Origin of the sequence: Pedobacter glucosidilyticus DSM 23534 (assembly GCF_000425145.1) — a bacterium.
GTDB lineage: Bacteria > Bacteroidota > Bacteroidia > Sphingobacteriales > Sphingobacteriaceae > Pseudopedobacter > Pseudopedobacter glucosidilyticus.
The window spans coordinates 58,477-80,873 of the sequence record NZ_KE384315.1 but is presented as its reverse complement, the minus strand read 5'-3'; the positions used below and the strand labels follow the sequence as shown (position 1 = coordinate 80,873).

19 protein-coding genes are annotated in these 22,397 nt (G+C 33.4%); 7 read left to right on the top strand and 12 right to left on the bottom strand.

Features of this window, described 5'->3' with window-relative positions:
* From H510_RS20435 to H510_RS0117280, 10 genes are all read right to left on the bottom strand, one after another.
* Positions 1 to 268, bottom strand: a 268-nt coding sequence (locus H510_RS20435) for a hypothetical protein (RefSeq protein ID WP_211226603.1), incomplete at its 3' end; no start/stop codon positions are given.
* A gap of 339 nt (positions 269 to 607) precedes the next feature.
* Positions 608 to 1,105, bottom strand: coding sequence for a hypothetical protein (locus H510_RS0117325; protein WP_026905467.1), 498 nt, complete (start codon positions 1,103 to 1,105; stop codon positions 608 to 610).
* 175 nt (positions 1,106 to 1,280) lie between these two features.
* A complete protein-coding gene (locus H510_RS0117320; protein ID WP_026905466.1) occupies positions 1,281 to 1,922 on the bottom strand; it encodes a hypothetical protein in 642 nt (213 codons plus the stop codon).
* A 726-nt stretch (positions 1,923 to 2,648) separates the two neighbouring features.
* Positions 2,649 to 3,581: a type IX secretion system ring subunit PorN/GldN gene (gene porN, locus H510_RS19760; protein WP_155978034.1), complete on the bottom strand. Its 933-nt coding sequence runs from the start codon at positions 3,579 to 3,581 to the stop codon at positions 2,649 to 2,651.
* Positions 3,582 to 3,603: 22 nt separating this feature from the next.
* Positions 3,604 to 5,163, bottom strand: coding sequence for a type IX secretion system motor protein PorM/GldM (gene porM / locus H510_RS0117310; RefSeq protein ID WP_026905464.1), 1,560 nt, complete (start codon positions 5,161 to 5,163; stop codon positions 3,604 to 3,606).
* A gap of 51 nt (positions 5,164 to 5,214) precedes the next feature.
* Positions 5,215 to 6,024 (bottom strand): type IX secretion system motor protein PorL/GldL, encoded by an 810-nt coding sequence (porL, locus tag H510_RS0117305; RefSeq protein ID WP_026905463.1) that lies wholly within the window; start codon positions 6,022 to 6,024, stop codon positions 5,215 to 5,217.
* Between the two features lie 44 nt (positions 6,025 to 6,068).
* Positions 6,069 to 7,418, bottom strand: coding sequence for a T9SS ring complex lipoprotein PorK/GldK (gene porK / locus H510_RS0117300; protein WP_026905462.1), 1,350 nt, complete (start codon positions 7,416 to 7,418; stop codon positions 6,069 to 6,071).
* 274 nt (positions 7,419 to 7,692) lie between these two features.
* Positions 7,693 to 8,460: a uroporphyrinogen-III synthase gene (locus H510_RS0117290; protein WP_026905461.1), complete on the bottom strand. Its 768-nt coding sequence runs from the start codon at positions 8,458 to 8,460 to the stop codon at positions 7,693 to 7,695.
* 10 nt (positions 8,461 to 8,470) lie between these two features.
* Entirely contained in the window at positions 8,471 to 9,439 is a 969-nt protein-coding gene (locus H510_RS0117285; protein ID WP_026905460.1) for a DUF4271 domain-containing protein, read from the bottom strand.
* Positions 9,439 to 11,124, bottom strand: coding sequence for a ShlB/FhaC/HecB family hemolysin secretion/activation protein (locus tag H510_RS0117280; RefSeq protein ID WP_026905459.1), 1,686 nt, complete (start codon positions 11,122 to 11,124; stop codon positions 9,439 to 9,441). The genes H510_RS0117285 and H510_RS0117280 overlap by 1 nt, the downstream gene beginning before the upstream one ends.
* Positions 11,125 to 11,523: 399 nt before the next feature.
* Here H510_RS0117280 and H510_RS0117275 point away from each other — a divergent pair, with 399 nt between their 5' ends.
* Positions 11,524 to 11,823 carry a DUF1905 domain-containing protein gene (locus tag H510_RS0117275; RefSeq protein WP_036693373.1) on the top strand — a complete coding sequence of 100 codons (300 nt, stop codon included), beginning with the start codon at positions 11,524 to 11,526 and terminating at the stop codon, positions 11,821 to 11,823.
* Between the two features lie 104 nt (positions 11,824 to 11,927).
* On the opposite strand, the gene H510_RS0117270 is transcribed toward H510_RS0117275, so the two are convergent.
* Positions 11,928 to 13,532 carry a S8 family peptidase gene (locus H510_RS0117270; protein WP_026905457.1) on the bottom strand — a complete coding sequence of 535 codons (1,605 nt, stop codon included), beginning with the start codon at positions 13,530 to 13,532 and terminating at the stop codon, positions 11,928 to 11,930.
* Positions 13,533 to 13,780: 248 nt separating this feature from the next.
* On the opposite strand from H510_RS0117270, the gene der reads away from it, so the two are divergent.
* Both der and H510_RS0117255 read left to right on the top strand, forming a co-directional pair.
* The gene (der, locus tag H510_RS0117260; protein WP_026905456.1) at positions 13,781 to 15,082 is read left to right on the top strand and encodes a ribosome biogenesis GTPase Der; all 1,302 of its coding nucleotides are present in this window, start codon (positions 13,781 to 13,783) and stop codon (positions 15,080 to 15,082) included.
* Between the two features lie 92 nt (positions 15,083 to 15,174).
* Positions 15,175 to 15,378 (top strand): hypothetical protein, encoded by a 204-nt coding sequence (locus tag H510_RS0117255; RefSeq protein WP_026905455.1) that lies wholly within the window; start codon positions 15,175 to 15,177, stop codon positions 15,376 to 15,378.
* Positions 15,379 to 15,384: 6 nt separating this feature from the next.
* On the opposite strand, the gene H510_RS0117250 is transcribed toward H510_RS0117255, so the two are convergent.
* Positions 15,385 to 16,998, bottom strand: a complete 1,614-nt coding sequence (locus H510_RS0117250) for a S41 family peptidase (RefSeq protein WP_026905454.1) — start codon at positions 16,996 to 16,998, stop codon at positions 15,385 to 15,387.
* A gap of 861 nt (positions 16,999 to 17,859) precedes the next feature.
* Between H510_RS0117250 and H510_RS20275 the strand changes: the two genes are divergently transcribed.
* From H510_RS20275 to H510_RS0117230, 4 genes are read left to right on the top strand one after another with little or no spacing between them, the layout of a single operon-like run.
* Positions 17,860 to 18,093, top strand: coding sequence for a hypothetical protein (locus tag H510_RS20275; protein ID WP_162143091.1), 234 nt, complete (start codon positions 17,860 to 17,862; stop codon positions 18,091 to 18,093).
* Complete coding sequence (tnpC, locus tag H510_RS0117240; protein ID WP_026905453.1) at positions 18,072 to 20,723, top strand: IS66 family transposase; 2,652 nt, start codon at positions 18,072 to 18,074, stop codon at positions 20,721 to 20,723. The genes H510_RS20275 and tnpC overlap by 22 nt, the downstream gene beginning before the upstream one ends.
* 47 nt (positions 20,724 to 20,770) lie before the next feature.
* Entirely contained in the window at positions 20,771 to 21,373 is a 603-nt protein-coding gene (locus tag H510_RS0117235) for a DUF6088 family protein (protein ID WP_026905452.1), read from the top strand.
* Positions 21,337 to 22,368: a nucleotidyl transferase AbiEii/AbiGii toxin family protein gene (locus tag H510_RS0117230; protein ID WP_211226602.1), complete on the top strand. Its 1,032-nt coding sequence runs from the start codon at positions 21,337 to 21,339 to the stop codon at positions 22,366 to 22,368. The genes H510_RS0117235 and H510_RS0117230 overlap by 37 nt, the downstream gene beginning before the upstream one ends.
* Positions 22,369 to 22,397: the final 29 nt, after the last annotated feature.

Below are 22,397 nucleotides of genomic sequence, written 5' to 3'. Positions count from 1 at the left end.
TTTTCATTGTGTCAATTGCATCAGAAAACTTGTCAATAAATAATAGCTGTGGTTCAGATGGTTTTCTTCCTTGATTCATTGCATAAAAAATGTCTCTCGGGTGCAAATGATAGCGACACCAACTTAAACAATTTCCAATTAGTTTTGGGTAGCGAGTCAAACTTTGGAATTTTTCATAGTTGTCTTTGTAATAAGTATAGCAAACCATATCCGTCAAAACTGTAAAGAAAAGAGCAACACCGAAATACTCTTTTTCGTCTTTGTCCAAAAAGTCCAAGTGATTTTTTGAAGTGGTCAATCTTTCGTGTTGAATTGAAAAAATTTGTTTTTTTGTCTTTGTCTTCGTGAAACCTACTATCATCTGGAATTGTCGAAAAGAACTGGTTAATGTCTTGTCGAAATTTTGAATTGTAATATGTTTTGAAGTCTGTCATATATTTCCTGTGTCGTCTTTTAGGCTGCCCGATAACGGTTTGCAGGTTTAAGAATATTGCGGTTTTACTTGCAGAACCTCTGTCAGCCCGCACTAAATTTAATAAAAAGTGATGAAAAAAGTGAAAGCACTTCGCCCCGCAATTTTTTAAACCTGTGGTTATAGGGCGTTTTTTTATGCGAGTCCATTCACACTAAATTCAAAATATTGTTTGTTTGTCAAGTCAATTTTTAGATTGAAAAAACAACTTCCACCATCCTCTACAACTACTAATTCAGTCTTCCATTTTGTATCATCATGACTTCGGCAGAAACAATTTATCCAAACTTCTCTAGTTCCTTCTTTATTCTTGTGTGCGATATATTGTCGTTTATATTTTTTTAGGTCAATAGGTGAACCAAATGTTTTTCCATCTTTTCTCCTTTTTTCTTGTCTTTTATTAAAACCATTAACAGCTTCATTCAGTAAATCGTCTATTAGTTTCAGGTCTGCTTTTGTCAGTTCGGTGCTTTTAAATTCAGTATCAGGTTTCAAAATAGCTATAAACTGTTTTCCGTCTGTGGTGTCGTTGGAAACAAAACGCGGTGGAACGTCGATTTGTCGTTTTTGATCAGTATTTAAACAACCAATAACGCAGAAATATAATATAAATAAAGGTAAATTAAGTTTCATAGTGTCGTTCTTTAAAATGCCCTATAACGTTTTGCAGATTGGCGATGGGCGGACTTTTCAGTACAAAAGTTTGTTCGGAGAACTGAACTTTCGGCTACCACAAAACTGTCAAGCGGAGACGAAACCCCGCCTATTGCCAATGTGCTGTTAGCACCAGTTTTTTCTGTCGTGTTTGTCATAAGCAGTTGCAGTCAAATGTCTGTTTGCTTTTTCTGTCCATATCCTCCTTGTCTCCGTGAATTTCAATTTCAATTTTCGTATTGTCAATTTTAGTTAAAGATACGCTGTCTATGGAATACACTGGAGAAAGACTTGTCTTGAATTTGTGCGATAACAGTCCACATTTTATGTAAACAGTCGGATAAGATTTTGGCGCTAAAAACCCACTGGTTTTGTCTGTCACTATTACATTTTTGTCCTGATACAGAATGCTGTCTGTCCAAAATGGAGAATAAACCATTGAAGTTATTCCAATTCCAATGAATGGAATAATTAAAATTACTGTCATGAATAAGTGTCCATAAAAGATTATTCCATAGAATATTTTTTCAATTTTATTTGTAACTGTCAAGCCAAAAATAATTATTGAGGAAATAATAAATGTCCAGAAAGGAATAATTTCAATTGTCAAGTTACTAAGGTGTCTATTGAATGTCCAAAGAATTATTAAAACTAAAGTCAAGAAAAATGCTGTCAAGTTAACAATCTTAAAAACCTTTTTTAATATCCCTTCAAATTTCTTTTTACGTATTGCTGTCACCAACGAAGCAACATAAATTAAAATGATAAAGAAAAATATTATTACAGAAATGTCCATTGTTTTCTTGTCTTAAAATTGGTGCTAACTAGTAAATATCCGCTATCCTATAGCGCATATTTTTCGATTAAGTTACAATTTAGTATTAGATTTTAAATATTCAAATTATCTGAAGGAGCTTTTTTATTTGACTAATATGCTTTGTAATCATCTATATTTTAGTTTTTTATATGGCTACTACCTATCGTGTATGACAATTTTCAATACTTGTTCTAAAAATTTAAACAATTATAAGAATTAAGACAACTATTATCCGGATTTATCCGGATATACACGGGTATACACGGATAATTTAAGTTAAATCCTCAGTATAAATTCATTGTTTTCTAAGGTATTCACAAATTCATCCCTCGTTTTTTGAAGACTTTTTTCAAAAAAAAAGTGCATAGGCTTGGCCGCCTATGAGGTCGGAAAGAATGTGCGGAGTTGCCAGTTTCCTAAAGTAGATATTTACAGAACTGCCTTAAACATAAAACTTATCTTTTTGAAAAACGAGGAAGACCTATGAAGATTTGGATTGTAGGCAAATAAATCCTTTTAAAACAACTTTCATGACCGCCTATGAGGGTTGGAAAGCTTTGTCCAGAAAGACCTTATTTTAAAGCCCAATAGCCGAAATAGTTAAGGAGTCGAAATATTTCCTGAAATGCTCAAAAAATACTTCGACTCCTCCTCATCTAAAAATAATAGTGATTTATTGATACAACCTCTTCAAGCTTAAAGAGATTAATACTCCCATAAATCTTGCTCATATTGCGTTAAAGAGCGTTTTATTCTTTCTGCCTCTAATAACTTATCAATACCAGTAGCTAAATCTTTACGGTCTTTAATTCTGATGTCTTCCGGAGTAGATTCTTTGGTAATAACACTGCTAAAAAATCTTAATTGGAAGATATCATCAAAACTATATTTGATTTTATCATTTGGATGCGCAACAATGTATTTGCATAATCGCTCTCTTACAGAAGGATAATTAATCCAAACTACAGGCTGCATATTGTTTAAAAGCTCACCTAAATTGCTAACACCGCCAGGAGCAGCGCCACCACCTGCCCCAGGTAAAGCAGGACCGGTATTTAAGTTTACGGTATTAGGAACAATAACGGCTATCCCAATAATAAATGGTTTAAATTCCGATCTGTTCTTGTCAAAATACCAGTCTTCCATGATTCTTAAACCAAACTTGATGTTCTTTTCGTAATCGCTAAATTCCTCATCACTGATAATACCTAGCGTATTTAATGTACCGTCTATGGTTGCGCTATCTACATCAAGTTCAAATTTATCATTATTGTAACCCTCCATTTTTTGAGAGCGTACTTCATCTAAAATAATCCTGATGATATTCTTTTTAGGCTCTGCCGCCGAAAGAAACTTGTTTGCATTTTCTACAAAGAAGATATCTCTCCAAACTCTTTTGCTATAGGTTACATCATCTGCCTTAACTTTTGGCATCTCTGGCGCACACTTAATACTATCTTTAGATATATTTTTATCGTATTTCACAGAATCTGTAAAATCATGAATAGATCTAACAATGGCCTTCTTTTTCTTCTGTGCAACTGCCGGAGTAGTAGTTTGTGCAGCACCGGGTGTTTGCCCTAAGGCTACAGAAGTGCTAACTAAAGCAACCAAAAAAGAAAAAATTATTTTTTTCATACCAAAATTATTTAAGGTAGTATTATCTACCAACTTGTATACTAACTGGTGTTTCTAAAGCAACCGTCTTACCTGTTTCGCCAACTGCCGATATGTTTAAGAAATAAACAACATCACCAGGGTTTAAACCTCCAATAACTTGTTTAATTTGACCAGAGAAATTATCGTCACTTGATTGTAGGATAATAGCATCTTGTCTTGGCTTTTGAACGTAAAGCGTAAACTTGCTTATTTTATATTTAAAGTCGAAATCAAAATTTCTTAATTCTGCCTCTAACTTCCCTGTACTTCTTGCAGCAGAAGCACTGATAGTACCAGATGCCTTACCTGCAAACGTTGCAATTGGAGGAGGTACTTCTTTAATTCTGAAGTTGGTAGTTCCTAAAACCTGAGTTTTACCCGGTGCAACTTCTGCTGATACGGTAATTGTTGCTTGTGAACCACCGCTAACTCTGGCTACATATTTACCATTTCCGCCCGAAAGGCTACCACCTGTCATACTAACTTTTAACTTCTCTTTAGCTATACCCGGAGCAGAAACTGAAACTGGGTTATCCGGACCAATATAAAATACATTCATTTTATCTGGAGACACAACAGCTGATGGTCTTGCTACACGGTAAGTTTGCTCCGGAGTTTCATAAATCTTCTCTGTACCATCAGTTTGTTTTACTCTTATAGTACCTTTCCATTTAAACTCCCCTTCACTATTGGTATTTACGCTATAAACACCTCTACCATCTTTAGTGGTTAACCTAGAGCCATTCACCACAATATCAGGATTTTGTTTTGAATCATAAGCCGTTAAGAAAACTTCTGCGGTATAAGGCTGCCCCTGTATTACATAAGACGTAGGTGCCACCGCAACTGCTGCAAAAGCATCTAAATTTACTAAAGCTTCATCCATTTTAGACAAAAGCTTTCTTACGATAACATTTTCAGCATTTTTTGCATCAGCTTCTATTTTAGAAAGTATGGTTACAGATGCTGTAACTGGTGTACCTTCACCAAAATTAGATTGTACCCAGTCTGCTTTAGTACCCGATGTTGTTCTTTTCTCTGGGTCTTTAGCTTCTAAAGAAAATGATACTGATGCCCTGTCACGAGGGTCAAGAAGACTTAATAACTTATCTCTCGTCTCGTTAACTTTTGTTTGTAGTAAATATCCCTTTCCTTTATCTTTCTTGCCTTCTGCCCACATAATTCTTGGAGAAACATCTAAATCATCTCTGTTTTTTATTTCACCAGTTTCCGGAACAATGCCACCGCCAGCTTCTACTAATTCTTTTCTAACGGCATCTATGTAAGTGTTTAGTTCGGCAGCAACTGCTTGTACTTGCTTTATTTTATCTAGGATAGGTTTTGCTCTTTCAGGGTTTTCCTTAAGCTTTGTTTGTTCAAAAGCAGAAACAGATTGTGTTAAACTTGCGTTAACATTGGCTGTTGATGTTTTTAAACTATTATTTATTGTAGAAAAAGCATTCAAAATGGTATCAGATACGTTAATGGCTAGCATAGCCATTAATACAAGGTACATGATACCAATCATCTTCTGCCTCGGGGTTTCTTTACCGCCTGCCATGCTGTTTTTATTTTAAGTGATCAGATGAATAAATTGTATGATGTACTCGTATTAAGCTCTAGGCTGATTCATAGCAGAAAGCATATTACCATAAACCGCATTTAAGCTAGATAAATTTTTAGATAGCTTACCAACCTCTTCTTTAAACTGTTTAGAATCCTCTAAAGACTCATTAAAGTTTTGCATGGTTTGTGAAAGGTTCTGATAGAATTTATTCATTGATTTTAAATGAGCACTAGAATCTTGCAACTCTAATTCATATACCGCATTAAGTGCAGAAATATTTTTACCCAAATTGTTAATTTGATGGTGATATTCTTTTGATGGTTGGGCAGCTTGAGCAATTTCGCTAACACCACTTGCAGCTTGGTCAAAAGCTAAACTTAAATTCCCAGCTTTCGCAGAAGCTTCTTTTAACTTACCTGCAAATTCATTAGTGGTAACAGATGCATCAGCCGCATTAGAGATGGCTGCTACCTTATTACTAAAGTTTTCTAAACCTTCTTTTATTTTAGCAGTAATATCATCACCTATTTTAAGGTCTGGCAAGAAACTTCCACCGCCTGCTGCACCACCCTTTATTTCTAACTCATTTAATTTAACAGGTTTATTCATGTCTGGTAAATCACCAACATAATCTTCTGAAAGCTGTGGATAAACTTTCTCCCATTTTGGGTCTTTATGAGGAGGAACAAAACCCATGATAAAGAAAAGTAAGGCTTCTGTACCTAAACCAATACCAATAATGATAGCACCACCTGGTAAGTGCAAAATTTTAAACATCGCACCAATAATTACAACGGTAGCACCCCATGATATAATTGCATCAAGTGTGATTTTGAATTTCTTCTTTTGAGCCATTTTAAATACGTTTTGGATTTTTTAGATTTAGTGTGTTTTGATAATTAGTAAGGTTTGTTTTTGTTCGGTTTGTCTGCAATGTCTCTACCTGTAAAAGGTGTTACGCATCTAAAACCTATAGAAGATCTTACAGAATCAGGATATTCGTAAGCTCTGGCAGAGTTTTGTAAGAAATACCCAATATCTTTCCAAGACCCTCCTTTGATTACTCTTCTTTTGTTATAGTCTGGATCTCCTTCTTTTACAGCCCTATCAAAAGAAGGATTTAAAGTATTAACATAAGCCGTAGCCACATCATTATAAATAGAACTCGTCCATTCTGCAACATTACCTGCCATATTATAAAGTCCGTAATCATTAGGGAAATAAGACCTAACAGCAACAGTTGTTGCGCCACCATCATCTATATAATTACCTCTTCCGGGTTTAAAGTTCGCCAATAAGCAGCCTTTAGCATTTCTAATATAAGGACCTCCCCAAGGGTAGCTGGTTCCCACTCTACCGCCTCTGGCAGCATATTCAAATTGAGCTTCGGTTGGTAAATCATAATCTAGTCTGGAAGGTAATCCTCTAGATGCCTTGTAGGCTTCATTATATCTGGAGCGCCAAACAGAAAATGCTTTAGCTTGTTTCCAGCTTACGCCAACAACAGGATAATTTAGAAAAGCCGGATGAGAGAAATATCCCTTTACCATAGGATCATTTTGTGCATAAGAAAAGTCTGAAATCCATACCAATGTATCAGGATAGATATAAACTTCTTCTTTTATAATAAAATTATCTCTTGTTATAGAAATACCATTTTTATTTAAATTGGGGTCTCTGGCACCACGGCTATCTGCTGCTTTTCTGTAATCTATCCAAGCATAACTATATTTTAACTGCTCTACATTAAGTTCTCTCTTGTTGAAAAATTTCTCATTACCTTGATAGAACATGTTTTTTTCAAGATCTTCAACTAGCGTTTTATCAGACCATAAACCTTTTTTTCCGGTTCCAACTTTTTTCCAATCTATATATTTATCGGTATTGTTGGCATTTTTACCTTTAGGTTTAAGCATATATTTTTCTGCTTTGGTGCCTAGCCTATTTATAGCTATAGAGTCTCGAACCCAGTTTACAAACTGTTTATATTCGCTGTTAGAAATTTCTGTTTCATCCATATAGAAAGCAGAAATGGTAACTTGCTTGTTTTGAGGGAACTGAGAAATAGTAACATCTTGATCTACTTGCCCCATCACAAATGTACCAGCGGGTATGTAAACCATGCCAAATGGCAACTCTTGCTTGTAAGGTTTTCCCTTGATGCCTATGAGCTCTCCTTGCCCCCCACTACTACATCCTGCCAAAGCCATATATAATACTATCAAGGATGATAAGTATACTCTCTTCATACGTGTTTTCTTCTATTTTCTTTTTTAATGCTACAAAAAACGTTTCTAATATACAGAAATTAGCCATTTGAAAATAAAAAATTATTTAAAACATTTTATTGTCAAATAAATAACGCTATACATAAAGTCAAAAAAGACTTTCTTAAGTATTCTTAACCTATTTTCTGCCTAGCTTTGAATGCTTTTAGTACCGTATTACGGCGCTATTAGTATAAAGTTTCAAAAAAAAGCAACCACTTTTATTGTTTGGGTAGGTATCAAAATTTAGTCCATCCTACTTTAAAGACTTGATGTATTGTTCAATAGCCATGGTCATAGATGGGGCCTGTGGTGTTGGAGCGGCAATATCTAGTATTAAACCAGCATCTAATATTGCTTTTTGCGTAGTAGCACCAAATGCGGCAATACGGGTATTGTTTTGCTGAAAATTGGGGAAATTTGTAAACAATGATTGCACACTAGAAGGACTAAAGAAAACAAGAATATCGTAATATACCTCAGCTAAATCTGATAAATCTGACACCACAGTTTTAAATAAAACGGCAGGTGTAAAATCTATCCCCTGAGACCTTAAAAAAACTTCAGTTGCTTCTGCAGCAACATCAGAACAAGGGTACAAGAATTTTTCTCCACTATGTTTTTTAAGTACATCAGCCAAATCTTTTGGTGTTTGCTTACCAAAAAAGATTTTTCGCTTTCTGTATTGTATATATTTTTGAAGATAAAGCGCTATAGATTCTGATATACAAAAATATTTTAAATCTGCAGGTACTTCATACCTCATTTCTTCGCAAACTCTAAAAAAATGATCAGCTGCATTTTTACTGGTAAGAATAACAGCAGAAAAATCCGGAAGGTTTACTTTATCTTTTCTAACTTCTTTTGCCGGAACACCTTCAACATGGATAAAAGATCTAAAATCAATCTTTAAATTCAAAGTAGTTGCTAAATCAAAATACGGTGATTTTTTGCTCTCTGGCTCGGGTAAAGTAACTAATATGCTTTTTACCTTCTTCTTTCTGTCTTCCAATTGAGATTGCATAAACTTCCTTTTATATATTGAGTGCCTTAATGACGATTAAAACTGGACAAATTTCAAAGGCGCAAAGATAAAGAATTAAATAAAACTTTGAAAGTTTGTAATTAGATAAGATTTGAACTGCTAATCTTGAAAATTGAGCGATTAAAATGATGCTTAATAGCATTGCGGCAATACCTAATATCCAATTACTGTCTTTATATACCGTTAAAATAAGAATGATCGTGAGCGGAATAAATAGTATGGCCACATTAAAAAAAGTGATGTAAATGATATGAACATATTCTCTCACTAATTTACCCAACTCAAAAACAAACCCAATAAACCTGAGTAGCAATATTTTAACACCAAGAAAAAGACCTAAATAAAAAGAGACACTTAAAAATAACGAAAAGCCTGTTAAAGAAACGCCTGTACCCTGTGTAGCGATAAATAGATATAAAAATAACCCTGTAATTAACGAATAGAGTAAGTAAGAGAATAAGAAAAACCAAGAAGTAAAGATATTTTCTTCTTTATTTATTTGCGCCAATATTCTATTATCATAAAAAGCAGAGAAAACCATCTCGGTTTCTTTACTAAAGACTCTTTTTAAAAGTGCAAATAAGAGCAATAAGCCTAGCATCACAAAAAGAACCCAGTAATGTAGCTTGGTTATAGTTTTACCCACGCCGTATATTGCGTTCTTTGATTTTTTTGCATCAAAAATATGGGTATACAAATCTGCTATCACATATTTCTTGAGCATTTGCTGCACAAAAAGATTTTCGCGTTTGGGGTTTGGATTTAAATAATACCACGTAATAGAATCTCTTATTTTAGCTTGTTGCGCTTTAAGCAGAGCTTCTTGAAGACGCCAGTTTTGAAACTGTGCTATTTTAAGGCTATCTGTTTTTTTTGATAAACTATCTTGTGATAACTTACCCTGAACCGTAAACGCTAAACATAAACACCATACAAAAACACAGCTAAACTTCAACATTAAAAATAACTTACAATACCGAAATGGATTTTACCTCTCTGCAAATTTAAAAGATTATTTTGTTGTTTCCCTAAAGCGTAATTTAAAGATACAATACCCGCTTTAGTTTGAAAAGTAAAACCTGCACCAAAACTAAATGGGTAATCTTTTAGCTGATTTGCATTGATATTTGATTGAAGATAAGCTTGTTCATAAAACAGATTCAAGAAAGAGCGCTGCTCTAAAAAAAATCTATACTCTATAGTTTGAATGCTATAAGTACTTGCTAATAATGATTGCTCATCAAAACCTCTAAAAGTTTTAATGCCACCTATTCTAAAAAGCTCATTCTCAAATAAATTATCACCACTTATAAACGCACTTTGGTTATGCAGGTAAATATTTGACCGTTTACTTAAATAAATATAATAATTTAAATCAGCCTGAATTTTAAACTGACTACGCCCATTAACAGGAATTGTATCTGATGATAAATTTCTTTTACCAGCACCAAAGTTTAAATAAACTTTATACCCTTTAGTTGGTATGATATTGTTATTTAAGCTTTGGATATTTGTTTCTAAACCATAATAAATGGTACGGATGTTTCCTGCTGTATTGGTAGTTTGATTAAGCACATTAGCAACTTGATTGCCTGTAAAACTTTCTACAAAAAAACCAACGCTTTTATCAAGTTGATATTGATAAGCAAAACCTAAACGAGCATTAAGATTTAGAAAACTGCTGTCTCTCTTAAAAAAAGATATATTAGAAAATATACCGATTTGAGTATTTAAGAGGTAGGGATAATCAAAGCTTAAATTAAGTTCTTGAGATTGAGCCGGTAAACCGCGATAATTAAAATTTAGCAACTCCCCACGCTTAAAAGCATTCTGTAATTTAAGCTTAAAATCTCCTGTCAATTGCAATTTACCAGTTGTATTGTTAGGTAAGAAACCAATAACGCCATCAAATTGATTGGCATTCTCTTTATCTAAGAATATATTGATTTTAGCGTATTCGTCAGAAAAAACAACTTCTGTAGCTTTAACTTGTTTGGCAAAAGATAAATCTTGTAAGCGCTTATCTATATTGATAACTTTTGTTTCATCATAAGAATCGCCTTCTTTAAACCCCAGATAAGCATGTAAATACTTAGGATTAATTTTTGCAGAACCTACTAACCTTAAGGTGTCAATGGTAATTTTCGTACCTGGAATGCTAAAAAGTTTTGCACTTATTTTTTCCTTTTGGATGCTGATACTATCTAACCAAACCTGTGCAAAAGGGTAACCATGATTTTCGTACCAATTTAGTATATCATCCTTAACCGAATTTATCTGACCAATATCCCAAAGTTCGTCCTGATAAAATTTTTCTCTAAATTTAATCTCTGCTAAAACTTGCGGTTGTATATTACCATTACTTAGGTTTGCCATTTGATAGGGCTTACCTGCTTCTAGGGTAACATGCAACACTTTATTATCCCAATAATATTTTAAAACTGATGCGTTAAAATAACCTTTAAACTGTAATTGATTGACAACCGTATTTACAGCCTTAATGGTACTTAAAGAGTCTGCATAAGCATCTGCTAAACGGGATTGATGTTTCTCAGGAAATCCTGATAATTTAAGTTGATAAGGTTTTTCCTGTGCCTGTAATTGGACAGTAAGCAGTAATAAAAACCATACTCTTCTTAACATCTATCTTCTTGTACTTATGAATAGTAAAAGTAAGGTTTTAAGCTAAAAAAAATAGAAATCATAAAACTTCGATATACTGATTAATTAAAGGGATTACATGAAATAGGATATTGTAGCACCTCCCTCAAACCTTGTTCTAGACATTAAGTTTTGTAAGTAACAAATACTAACTTTTATTAAACCCTAGCTGAATACAAAAAAGAACAATTGCCTTTAATGCTAGCGAAACCTCATTTCAGTTATAATTTTCTTATCTTTAACACACAAAATGGTTTATTAGATTATAAAATCTTTGCATAGTATGGTTCGACGGCACTTCCAGAATACTTGCTATTTTCTGATAAAATAAGGAAATCAAACCGTTAATCAAGTCAACGATTTAAAATTTCTATTTAAGTAATGCAAGGAAAAATCAAATACGAATTCTCCGCAAAAATTTGGCAATATACAGGACCCAATGGCTGGTATTTTGTATCTCTACCTATTGCTATAGCTTTAGAAATAAGACAGAATTTAAAATGGCAAGAAGAAGGCTGGGGCCGTATGAAAGCACATGCTCAAATAGGATTAAGTCAATGGGCAACAGCTATTTGGTTTGATAAAAAACAAAACACTTATCTATTGCCCCTTAAAAGCGCTATACGTAAGCAAGAAAATCTTAAGGCAGATGAAGATATTAAAATTCTCCTTTTCATATAATCATAAAATAACATCAATTTATCAATACAAAACTCAAGAATCAAAAGGATTATGTTAAATCCTCTCTATTCTTGGGTTTATAATAACTTGGAAATCTTTAATTCTTATTTATAAGTCTCGGCCAACTTTAATGCTTGATAAGCATTAACAATACCACCAGAAATACTTAAATCAGCAAAAGGCATTTTTACTTTTTTCCCTTCAACTAAAAATTCTACATCCTGATTAACTTTTACTACAGATTTCATAATGATATCTTTAACCTGTACAGCTGTTAGGGAAGGATAATAAGATCTTATTAAAGCCGCTAAACCACTTACTACGGGTGCTGCCATGCTGGTACCACTATTTGCTTTGTATAAAGAACCCGGTACGGTAGAATTGATATCAACACCAGGTGCAAAAACATCAACCGTAGTTTTTCCATAATTAGAGAAACTTGCTTTTAGGGTTTTATCGTTTTTAGCATCAGAAGCACCAACTTCTATCCATGCTTGGGCAGTTTTACCATTACCAAAATACCTGTTAGGGTATACACGTTCTAAATCGAGGTTTTTGTTATCATTACCCGCAGCATGCACCAATAAAACATCTTTTTTCATGGCATATTGTACCGCTTTATCTACCGCTTCTTTATCCCAGCTATGGCTTTTACCAAAACTCATATTGATAACTTTTGCGCCATTGTCTACAGCATAAATAATGCTATTGGCCACATCTTTATCCCTTTCATCTCCGTTAGGTACTGTTCTCACAGCTAAAATACTTACATGATCTGCAACGCCTCTAATGCCTTTATTATTAGTTCTATCGGCAGCAATAATACCGGCTACATGGCTTCCATGCTCAGCATCGGGACCCATCACATCTAAATTACCATAGCTTTTTTCGTAGCTATTTTGATAATTATCACCTACAATGGTTCTAGAATTATAAGCCATATTGAGGTGATAATACAATTGCTCGTAATAGTATTTCACACCTCTAGCTAACTCTTGTTCGTAAAAATCCTGAAAGTCATCACTTTTACTAGCTTTCATATTAACCAAGATGAGTTTTTTGATTTGTTCTTGCTGTTTAGAAGTAGGATTGACAGCTTTAAAATCTTCTAAAGTTGGCTTTTCTTTACCTGTAAAGGCTATTAGAGAATCAACGGTTTTCTTTACAGAGTATAACATAAAATACTCTTGCTCTGCTTTACGCTTTTTTTGATTGTAAATTCTTAGGTTTTTTTGGTAAGCTCTTAGGGCTGGTAATTCTGCTTTACGTACTTGGTTAGAGTCTTTTCCATCAAACTTCTCCATATCTCTTAATAAAACTCTCACCAATTCTATGTTATCAAACTCTACATTTCCTTTAGCAGAACCCATAAAATTCCACCCACGCAAATCATCCGCATAGCCATTTTTGTCATCATCTATACCATTACCTGCTATCTCTAATTTATTTTGCCATAAAACAGACTTTAAATCTTCATGGGTAGTATCTACTCCACCGTCTAAAACAGCTACAATTACCGGGGTAGATTTTTTACCTTTCAAAATTTCCTGATAAGCTTTGTCTGCACTTATCCCAAAAGAGCCATCTTTTTGTAAATCTTTGTTGTACCAGTCTGTTTTTTCTGTCTTTTGTGCTTGAAGAAAGGCCGGCATTACTAACAGCGCCAGTAATCCTATCGTCTTCATCACCTGCCTTTTTATAGTTCTCATATATGATTTTAATTTTTAGATTTTGGAAAAATAATGAATATGTTTTTAAATTTTTATTTAAACTATTAATCTCGCTTAAAATTACACCATACAGCAAAATTGTTACTATGGTAGGCTTTAATAATTAAGATAAGACTTAAAACCAAGGGTCTAAGCAAGGTGCTTCAGCGGCGTTCGGGATTTTTTAGCTACCTTTGCCCCGTTAAAAAATTATGCCGGCAAGATAAGGCTGGGAAAAACAATCAGATATGAGTAATATAGTAGCGATCGTCGGGAGACCGAACGTGGGAAAATCAACTTTATACAATAGGCTAACAGAAACCCGCAAAGCCATAGTTGATGATATGAGCGGCGTAACCAGAGACCGCCATTACGGCCTTGCCGAGTGGACCAATAAAAACTTTACTGTTATAGATACCGGAGGTTATGTAGCAAACTCTGAGGATGTATTTGAAGCTGCCATACGCGAGCAGGTTTTAATTGCTATTGAGGAAGCAACCGTTATTATTTTTATGGTTGATGTGACCACAGGCATTACAGATTTAGATGATGAAATTGCCAGCGTTTTACGTAAAAGCAATAAACCTGTTTTAGTTGCTGTAAATAAGGTTGATAATTACCAACTACAATCAGACGCTACCGAGTTTTATAGCTTTGGTTTGGGCGAAATTTATTGTATTTCTTCTATGTCTGGTTCTGGTACCGGAGATTTGTTAGACGAAGTTGCCAAACACCTAGAAGACGATGTTGAAGAAAGCGATAGCTTACCAAAATTTGCCATTGTAGGCAGACCAAACGTAGGTAAATCATCTATGATTAATGCTTTAATTGGTAAAGATAGAAACATTGTGACCAATATTGCGGGTACAACCAGAGACTCTATACACATCCATTATAACCAGTTTGGACATGAGTTTATGTTGATAGACACCGCCGGATTGCGTAAAAAAACTAAGGTTAGAGAAAATATCGAGTTTTACTCGGTAATGAGAACCATTAAAGCTTTAGAAGAAGCCGATGTGGTGATTTTAATGATTGATGCTGCTGAAGGTATAGAATCTCAGGATATTAATATTTTCCATTTGGCCGAGAAGAACAAAAAAGGCTTGGTATTGGTGATTAATAAATGGGATGTGATAGAAAAAGACCATAAAACAGCGAAAGCTTTTGAAGCTAAAATTCATGAGAAAATAGCTCCTTTTACAGATATTCCTATCATCTTTACTTCTGTTACAGAAAAACAAAGAATATTTAAAACAGTAGAAGCCGCAGTTAAGGTATTTGAAAATAAAACCAAGAAAATACCTACTTCTAAACTGAATGATATTTTATTGCCTATTATAGAGAATACACCTCCACCGGCTATAAAGGGTAAACACATCAAGATTAAATACATCACACAGATTAATGCTTCATCACCCATGTTTGCCTTTTTCTGTAATTTACCACAATACATTAAAGAACCTTACAAAAGATTTGTGGAGAATAAATTGAGAGAACATTTTGATTTTTCTGGTGTTCCTATTCAAATATTCTTTAGACAAAAATAATAAACATAAAGCCTGCCTGTTTAGCATCATGTTTTTCATGATGCTAAACCTAAAAGGTTTTCTACCAAAAAGGCTTTAAAAATATAAAACAGATGAAAAAGTTATTTTGGGTACTTACTTTAGTTATTGGATTTGCAGGTGCTGCTTGTCATCAGGAAGTTAAAACAGATGAACAAATAGACTCCTTAAATCAGGCTAAAGCCGATTCTTTATTACAAGATGCTTTAAAAGACTCTTTAGCACAAGATAACGTAGCTACAGATTCTGTTGCTACCGCAGATAGTATCGTAAAATAAATAGGTTTACTTATTCAGTAATTCTAAAGCCTTATTTACATAAGGTTCTTGATTATTAACAACCTGGTAAAAACCTTCTTCCTGGAAGTAATAACGAGCTAATATCGCTTTGATATCTTTCTTAAACTTAGGCATCGCTTTAACAATATCTTCTTGCTTTGCTTTGATATTTCTATTCTTAATAAACTTGATTAAGCTTTTGATGTGATTATCACTAAGCTTGTAGTTTTGGGTAAACTCGAAAGCGTTTTTATAAGGTAAAATATCTTGATAGATAAGATTTCTGTAGACAAACTCCTGAAGTATAGAAGCTTCTGAGACCTGCTTATAAAAATCATTATAATAAGAAGTATCTAAAGGCACAAAATAATCTGGCATGATACCGCCACCACCATATACCAACCTACCTTTTTCCGTTTTATAAGGTTTATTAGATTTCACAAAAGCCGAATCTTTTAATGCGCTATCAATAGATACATACTCGCCACGCTCAAAACGTTTTTTAAGTTCTTCCTTATAATCAGCCACACCCTTATCATAAGATTTTTGGATAGATCTTCCAGATGGTGTAAAGTATCGGGCTACGGTAAGGTTCATGGCAGAACCATCCTCAAAAGAAAACTGTTCTTGTACCAAACCTTTACCAAAAGATCTTCTTCCGATGATGTAACCTCTGTCTAAATCTTGTATTGCCCCAGCCACAACTTCACTGGCAGATGCCGTTCCTTCATCTATTAAAACTACCAACTGACCTTTCTCAAATAAACCATCAGTAGTAGCTAAGTAATCTGTACGGGGCTCGTGTAAACCTTTGGTATAAACAATCAATTTCCCATCGGGTAAAAATTGGTCTGCCAAGGCTGTAGCCGATGTTAGATAACCACCACCGTTTCCTCTTAAATCCAAAATCAGATTTTTCATTCCTTTTTTGGTGAGTTTTTCTAACTCGGCAATAAAATCTTCATCGGTATTGGCTCCGAACTTACTAATTTTGATAAAGCCCGTTTGCTTATTCATCAAATAAGCAACATCAATACTGCTTACGATAATACGGTCTCTAACAATTTCTAACTCCTGGATATTGCCCTTACCGTTTCTAATAACCGTTACCTTAACCCTGCTACCCTTTTTCCCCCTCAGTTTACTGATAACATTTTCGGCCAATAAACCCTTTCCGGTTACATACTCGCCGTTAACAGCAATAATTTTATCTCCTTTTTGCAAACCAGCTTTTTCTGCTGGCCCTTGCGGCCTTATTTGTGTTACAAACAAAGTATCAGACAGTAAGTAGTATTCAATCCCTATCCCTTCAAAATTACCTTCTAAATTTTCTGTTTGTGCTTTTGCTTGCACAGGTGGCAGGTATAAAGAGTGTGGATCTAAATTTTTGAGAATTTCATGAATGGCTAAATTCTCCATAGAATCTATGTTAACAGAGTCTACATAGTTTTTCCTGATAAGGTTTAAAATGCGATTTACTTTATTGCTTTTGCTAAAATCAAAAGCAATTACACCATTGCCATTTTTATCAATAGAGAACTGTGTCCCTAGGAAAAAACCAAGAAATAAAATCAGCAGAACAGAAAAAAAGAATAAAAAGTTTTTCGTTAAAGATTTCATGGAATTATTAGAACAAATGTAACGACTAAACCATTAGAAAACAGAAATTTTATCTTTTTATCTGTAAAAAACCATCATTTTTTTGTAGAAATTAATTAAACAATAGCTCATCACATTAAAGCACCACCTTCTAGCATCTATTACTGTTCTGTATCCTTAATTTTTTAAACCTTTAATTTTTTATAGATGGTAAATTGGCATCAACTGTATCCAGAATTTTTAGCGATAATAAAATCATGTTTAAATCAACGCTAACAGGGTACTAACAGGGTGCTAACAGGGTCATAACAGGGTACAAACTATATCATTAACCCTATAAATAACCTGTGATTTACGAGTTAATACATAATGATTTAATAGGAAGCTAAGGCGTATAGATGAATTTAGCCTTAATGGGCTTATAAGAAGATGTATTAAGTCATACTAATGATTAGTAAACCCATAAATCTTTTTTTAAAACTATTAACCAAAAATATGATGACTAACAAGCTTAACTTATAGTTTTGTGCAGATGTTAGTTTGGTGTTACCAGAGAGCGAATCCTTATTTCTAGGTGGTTTAATTAAAATTATCCGTGTATACCCGTGTATATCCGAATAATAATTGTCTTAATCCTTATTATTGTTTAAATTTTTAGGACAAGTATTGAAAATTGTCATACGCGATAGGTAGTAGCCATATAAGAACCAAAATATAGATGATTATAAAGCATATTAACCAAATAAAAAGTCCTTTGGATAATTTGAATATTTAAGATGTAATACTAAATTGTAACTTAATCGAAAAATATGCGCTATAGGATAGGGGATATTTACTAGTTACAAGCAAGCCTAAAAGACGACAGTGCATAAAATGAACGATATGACAAGACATCAAAACGTAACGGGACAAACGAACCATCAGACAGCCGACCCAAAAGCCAACGCTTGTGAATTTTTATTTTTTTCCATCGCACATTTTTTAAAAACAATTTTAGCCAGCCGCACAAATGGCACATTTGGTTTTGCCCGATACTCAAGTCGACCCTTCTCAAAACCAAAAGAGCCATCTTTTTCTGACAACAACTATTGCCAATGGTTATCAATAATGATATAATTACTGCATTTATTTACTGTGACTATAAAGCCTATTTAAAAGGTCAAAATCTTCAATGCTCAAAATCGGAATTTGAAATCATTACACACAAACTTAAAGAAATACAAAAGCAGAAATATAAATCAAAGAATTCGATAACTAAAGAATTTGCGAATCAACCTTATGTTTTAAAAAACAATTTCCAATCAGGCAAAATTTACATACACACATTATTCAAAAACGACAACATATACATTGCATTAGATGGATGTTATTTTAATGAAAACAAGCTTTTTCCTATTCTTATTAGTCCGTTTGAGAAAACCACAAAAGCAGATAAGTTAATTATTGGCCTACAGTCTCATTTTATTGAAAAAGAATTCAACCTAAAAATTGATTCGGCTATAGTTGTATTTGGAGAACAACAAAAGATAACAAAAGTGAAACTGGCTACTTTTTCAAAAGAAATAAAGAAAACGATTTCACTTTTAAATAAAACTTTAGAAAACCAAACACCCCCCATATTTCATAAAAATGCTCATTGTCAAATATGTGAATTCGCTGAATCTTGCCTTGATAAATTAAAAGAAAGAGATGACTTGAGCCTTTTAGGAAATTTCAAACCAAAAGAAATTGAACAACAAAATAACAGGGGAATATTTTCAGTAAAACAACTATCATACACATTTAGACCTAAAAAAAATCCATACAGAAGACGAAAATTTCTACCCGAATTAAAGGCTTTAGCTATACGTGAAGAAAAGGTTTTTATTCAAAAAATTCCAGAGTTGGAGAAAAAAGAAGTTGAAATATTTTTTGATATTGAGAGTATTCCTGACAAAGATTTTTATTACTTAATTGGAGTAATAGTCAAGACCGAAACTTCTCAAACAGAGTATTCTTTTTGGGCAAACGATGTTAAGGAAGAACAAGATATTTTTATACGTTTTATCGACCTACTCAATATACAAAATGATTTTGTTGCTTATCATTACGGTTCATATGAAGTTCAGGTTTTAAAACGAATATCTAAAAAACTTCCACTGCCGTATCAGAACAAAATCAAACACGTTATTGACAACTCATTCAATATTCTAACTCTAATTTCAAACGATATATACATTCCCGCTTATACCAATGGACTAAAAGATGTTGCTGGTCATTTGGGTTTCAAATGGTCAGATGAAAAAGCATCAGGATTGCAAAGTATCGTTTGGCGATACAATTGGGCGATAAATTCTGACACAATAATAAAAGAGCAATTAATACGATACAATATTGAAGATTGCAGAGCCTTAATGCAGGTGCAGAATTGGCTCCTATCACTTTCTGAAAATAATGACAAAACGGTTTTAGCCAATAGTATTAAACAGCAAAATATTTTCAAATGGGGAGTTACTGTCTTTGCGCTTGAAAATTTTAATGAAATAAATGCTAAGGCTTATTTTGATTATCAACGTCAACATATTTTTCTGAGAACTGAACGTAAAGTACACAAAGCAATTTCTAAAAGACAAAAATCAGTTAATCAATTCAATCGTATTGACCGCAAAATAAACCTTTTTCCTAATGAGTGCGAAACGTGTGGTAACAGAAATATCAAAATTATTAGAAATCGGAAAAAAGTACAGATTGATTTGGTTTTTATGAAGGCGGGAATAAAAAAGCAAGTTACTGAATTTGAGGGAGGAGCTTATTTTTGTAAAGAATGCAAGAAGAATATTATGGTGGAAAATATGAGAACATTACCACAGTATGGTCATAATTTAATGTTATGGTCAGTAAATCAAAAAATACAATATAAATTAAGTACCGAAAGTATCATCAACTTATTGAAAGATTCATTTAATATTAGTGTTTCTGCCACTCAAATGACACGTTTCAAAGAAATAATTGCAAAGAACTATGAAGAAACGTACAATGAAATAATTAAAAAAATGAGCCAATCAAAACTCATTCACATTGATGAAACCATCGCAAGAATTAACGGAATTGACGGATACGTTTGGGTTTTTGCAAATCATGACAGCGTTTATTATCAGTTCAGAGAAACTAGAGAGCCCGAATTTTTGAAAGAGCTGTTGAAACATTTTAATGGTGTTCTTGTATCTGATTTTTATACAGGATATGATTCTATGGAATGTGAGCAGCAAAAATGCTTAGTTCACTTGATTCGAGATTTAAATGAAGATTTTATGAAACATCAATTAGACAACGAGTTTAAAGAGATAATAACAGAGTTTGGGTATTTGTTACGAAAAATAATTACTACTATTGATAAATACGGATTAAAGCAATTTCATTTGAACAAACACAAAAAAGAAGTTGAGCAATTTTACAATAAAACCATTCTTCAAAATTTTGAATCGGAATTGGCGATTTCTTATCAAAAACGATTTGTCAAATACAAAGGAAAGTTATTTCTCTTTTTAAATCACGATGGTATTCCTTGGAACAACAACAATGCGGAGCACTCCATAAAGCCATTTGCTAAATGGAGAAAAAAAATAAGTAAAAGCCTCACAAAGAAAAACATAGAACATCACTTAATTTTACTTTCAATACTCCAAACCTGCAAGTATCAAGAAGTAAACTTTTTTGAATTCCTAAAATCAGGAAAGAAAAGTATTTATAATTTATCTGACAGCTAGTAATATTGTCCCAAATATTTGCTAAATTTGGGACGAAATAAATCGTAATGGAACGACCAATAGTAGAAAATAAGATTGCCGAAGTGCTGAAATCACATCTAAAAGGAAGTGTTCTTTTTGTGGACGACTTCTTAGACTATGGTAACCCCGAAAGCGTTAAGAAAGCCTTGTTGCGATTGAAAGAAAAGGAAATACTTGTTCGCTTAGCTCACGGCATTTACTTATATCCCAAAATTGACAATGAACTTGGGGTTCTATTTCCATCAACCGAAGATATAGCCAAAGCAATTGCAAGGCGAGACAAAGCAAGAATTGTCCCAACAGGAGTTCAGGCATTAAATAAATTGGGGTTATCAACCCAAGTTCCTATGAAAGTAGTTTATCTAACCGATGGGGCAGCAAGAAGTATTAAAGTTGGAAAGCGTACAATTACTTTTAAAAATACAAGTCCAAAAAATTTATTAGCACAAGGCGAAATAAGCAGTTTAGTAATTCAAGCACTAAAAACTATTGGTCAATTAAAAGTAGATGATGAAACACTTTTAAAAATTCAAACACTTCTCCAAAAGGAAAAAATAGAGAATAGATTGAATGATGCCAAACTTGCACCAGCTTGGATAAACAAAATATTAATAAAATCCATTCGATGAATACCAACTGGCTAGCATTATCAAAGGAAAGAAGAATTGAAATTCTTAATCAGGCGACAGAATTAACTGGCTTACCATCGGTAGCAATTGAAAAAGATTGGTGGGTAACATTGGCGTTGAACGCATCTTTTTCATTACCATACAGTAAAAATATTGTTTTCAAAGGCGGAACATCTTTGAGCAAGGGATGGAACTTGATAGAAAGATTTTCAGAAGATATTGATTTGGCAATTGACAGAAAGTTTTTTGGTTTTGATGGCGACATCAGTAAAACGCAAATTAAAAATCTTAGGAAACAATCTTGTGAATTCATATCAACCACTTTCCTTGACGACTTAACCAAAATATTGACCGAATGGAAAGCAACAGATGAATGTAAATTAATTGCACAACCAGTAAAGGATTCAGACAAAGACCCACAAGTAATTGAAATTCATTATAATTCAGTAATTGACACATCAGAATACTTACCTCAAAGAGTTTTGATAGAAGTTAGTTCACGTTCATTAATGGAGCCAATTGAAGAAAGAAAAATCAACTCAATTTTAAGCGAAAGTTTTCCGCAACAAAGTTTTGTAACCGTTCCATTTGCAATACCGACTGTGCTTCCACAAAGAACGTTTTTAGAAAAAGTGTTTTTGCTTCACGAAGAGTTTTCACAGGAAACTGAAAAAATCCGTATTGACAGACTTTCAAGACACTTGTATGACTTGGAAAAATTGATGGACACCGAACACGGAATTGAGGCTTTGAAAAACATAGATCTATACAACAACATTGTTGCTCATAGAGAAAAATTTAATCCATTACGAGGACTTGACTATGCTAACCATATTCCAAGTAAAATCAACATCATTCCACCGGCAGGAGTAGTAAAAGATTACGAAAAAGATTATGTAGAAATGACAAAATTTATGATTTACGGAGCCCCTTTAAAGTTTGACAATTTAATAAAACGACTTTTGCAATTACAAATGAGAATAAATGAAAAATAAGCCAGCCCTAAAAGCAAGCACATTTGCAA

Excerpts from the sequence above, each read along its gene's own strand:
- H510_RS0117325 (WP_026905467.1), bottom strand. The coding sequence starts at position 1,105 with ATGAAACTTAATTTACCTTTATTTATATTATATTTCTGCGTTATTGGT.
- H510_RS0117320 (WP_026905466.1), bottom strand. The coding sequence starts at position 1,922 with ATGGACATTTCTGTAATAATATTTTTCTTTATCATTTTAATTTATGTT.
- porN (WP_155978034.1), bottom strand. The coding sequence starts at position 3,581 with ATGAAAAAAATAATTTTTTCTTTTTTGGTTGCTTTAGTTAGCACTTCT.
- porM (WP_026905464.1), bottom strand. The coding sequence starts at position 5,163 with ATGGCAGGCGGTAAAGAAACCCCGAGGCAGAAGATGATTGGTATCATG.
- porL (WP_026905463.1), bottom strand. The coding sequence starts at position 6,024 with ATGGCTCAAAAGAAGAAATTCAAAATCACACTTGATGCAATTATATCA.
- porK (WP_026905462.1), bottom strand. The coding sequence starts at position 7,418 with ATGAAGAGAGTATACTTATCATCCTTGATAGTATTATATATGGCTTTG.
- H510_RS0117290 (WP_026905461.1), bottom strand. The coding sequence starts at position 8,460 with ATGCAATCTCAATTGGAAGACAGAAAGAAGAAGGTAAAAAGCATATTA.
- H510_RS0117285 (WP_026905460.1), bottom strand. The coding sequence starts at position 9,439 with ATGTTGAAGTTTAGCTGTGTTTTTGTATGGTGTTTATGTTTAGCGTTT.
- H510_RS0117280 (WP_026905459.1), bottom strand. The coding sequence starts at position 11,124 with ATGTTAAGAAGAGTATGGTTTTTATTACTGCTTACTGTCCAATTACAG.
- H510_RS0117275 (WP_036693373.1), top strand. The coding sequence starts at position 11,524 with ATGCAAGGAAAAATCAAATACGAATTCTCCGCAAAAATTTGGCAATAT.
- H510_RS0117270 (WP_026905457.1), bottom strand. The coding sequence starts at position 13,532 with ATGAGAACTATAAAAAGGCAGGTGATGAAGACGATAGGATTACTGGCG.
- der (WP_026905456.1), top strand. The coding sequence starts at position 13,781 with ATGAGTAATATAGTAGCGATCGTCGGGAGACCGAACGTGGGAAAATCA.
- H510_RS0117255 (WP_026905455.1), top strand. The coding sequence starts at position 15,175 with ATGAAAAAGTTATTTTGGGTACTTACTTTAGTTATTGGATTTGCAGGT.
- H510_RS0117250 (WP_026905454.1), bottom strand. The coding sequence starts at position 16,998 with ATGAAATCTTTAACGAAAAACTTTTTATTCTTTTTTTCTGTTCTGCTG.
- H510_RS20275 (WP_162143091.1), top strand. The coding sequence starts at position 17,860 with ATGACAAGACATCAAAACGTAACGGGACAAACGAACCATCAGACAGCC.
- tnpC (WP_026905453.1), top strand. The coding sequence starts at position 18,072 with ATGGTTATCAATAATGATATAATTACTGCATTTATTTACTGTGACTAT.
- H510_RS0117235 (WP_026905452.1), top strand. The coding sequence starts at position 20,771 with ATGGAACGACCAATAGTAGAAAATAAGATTGCCGAAGTGCTGAAATCA.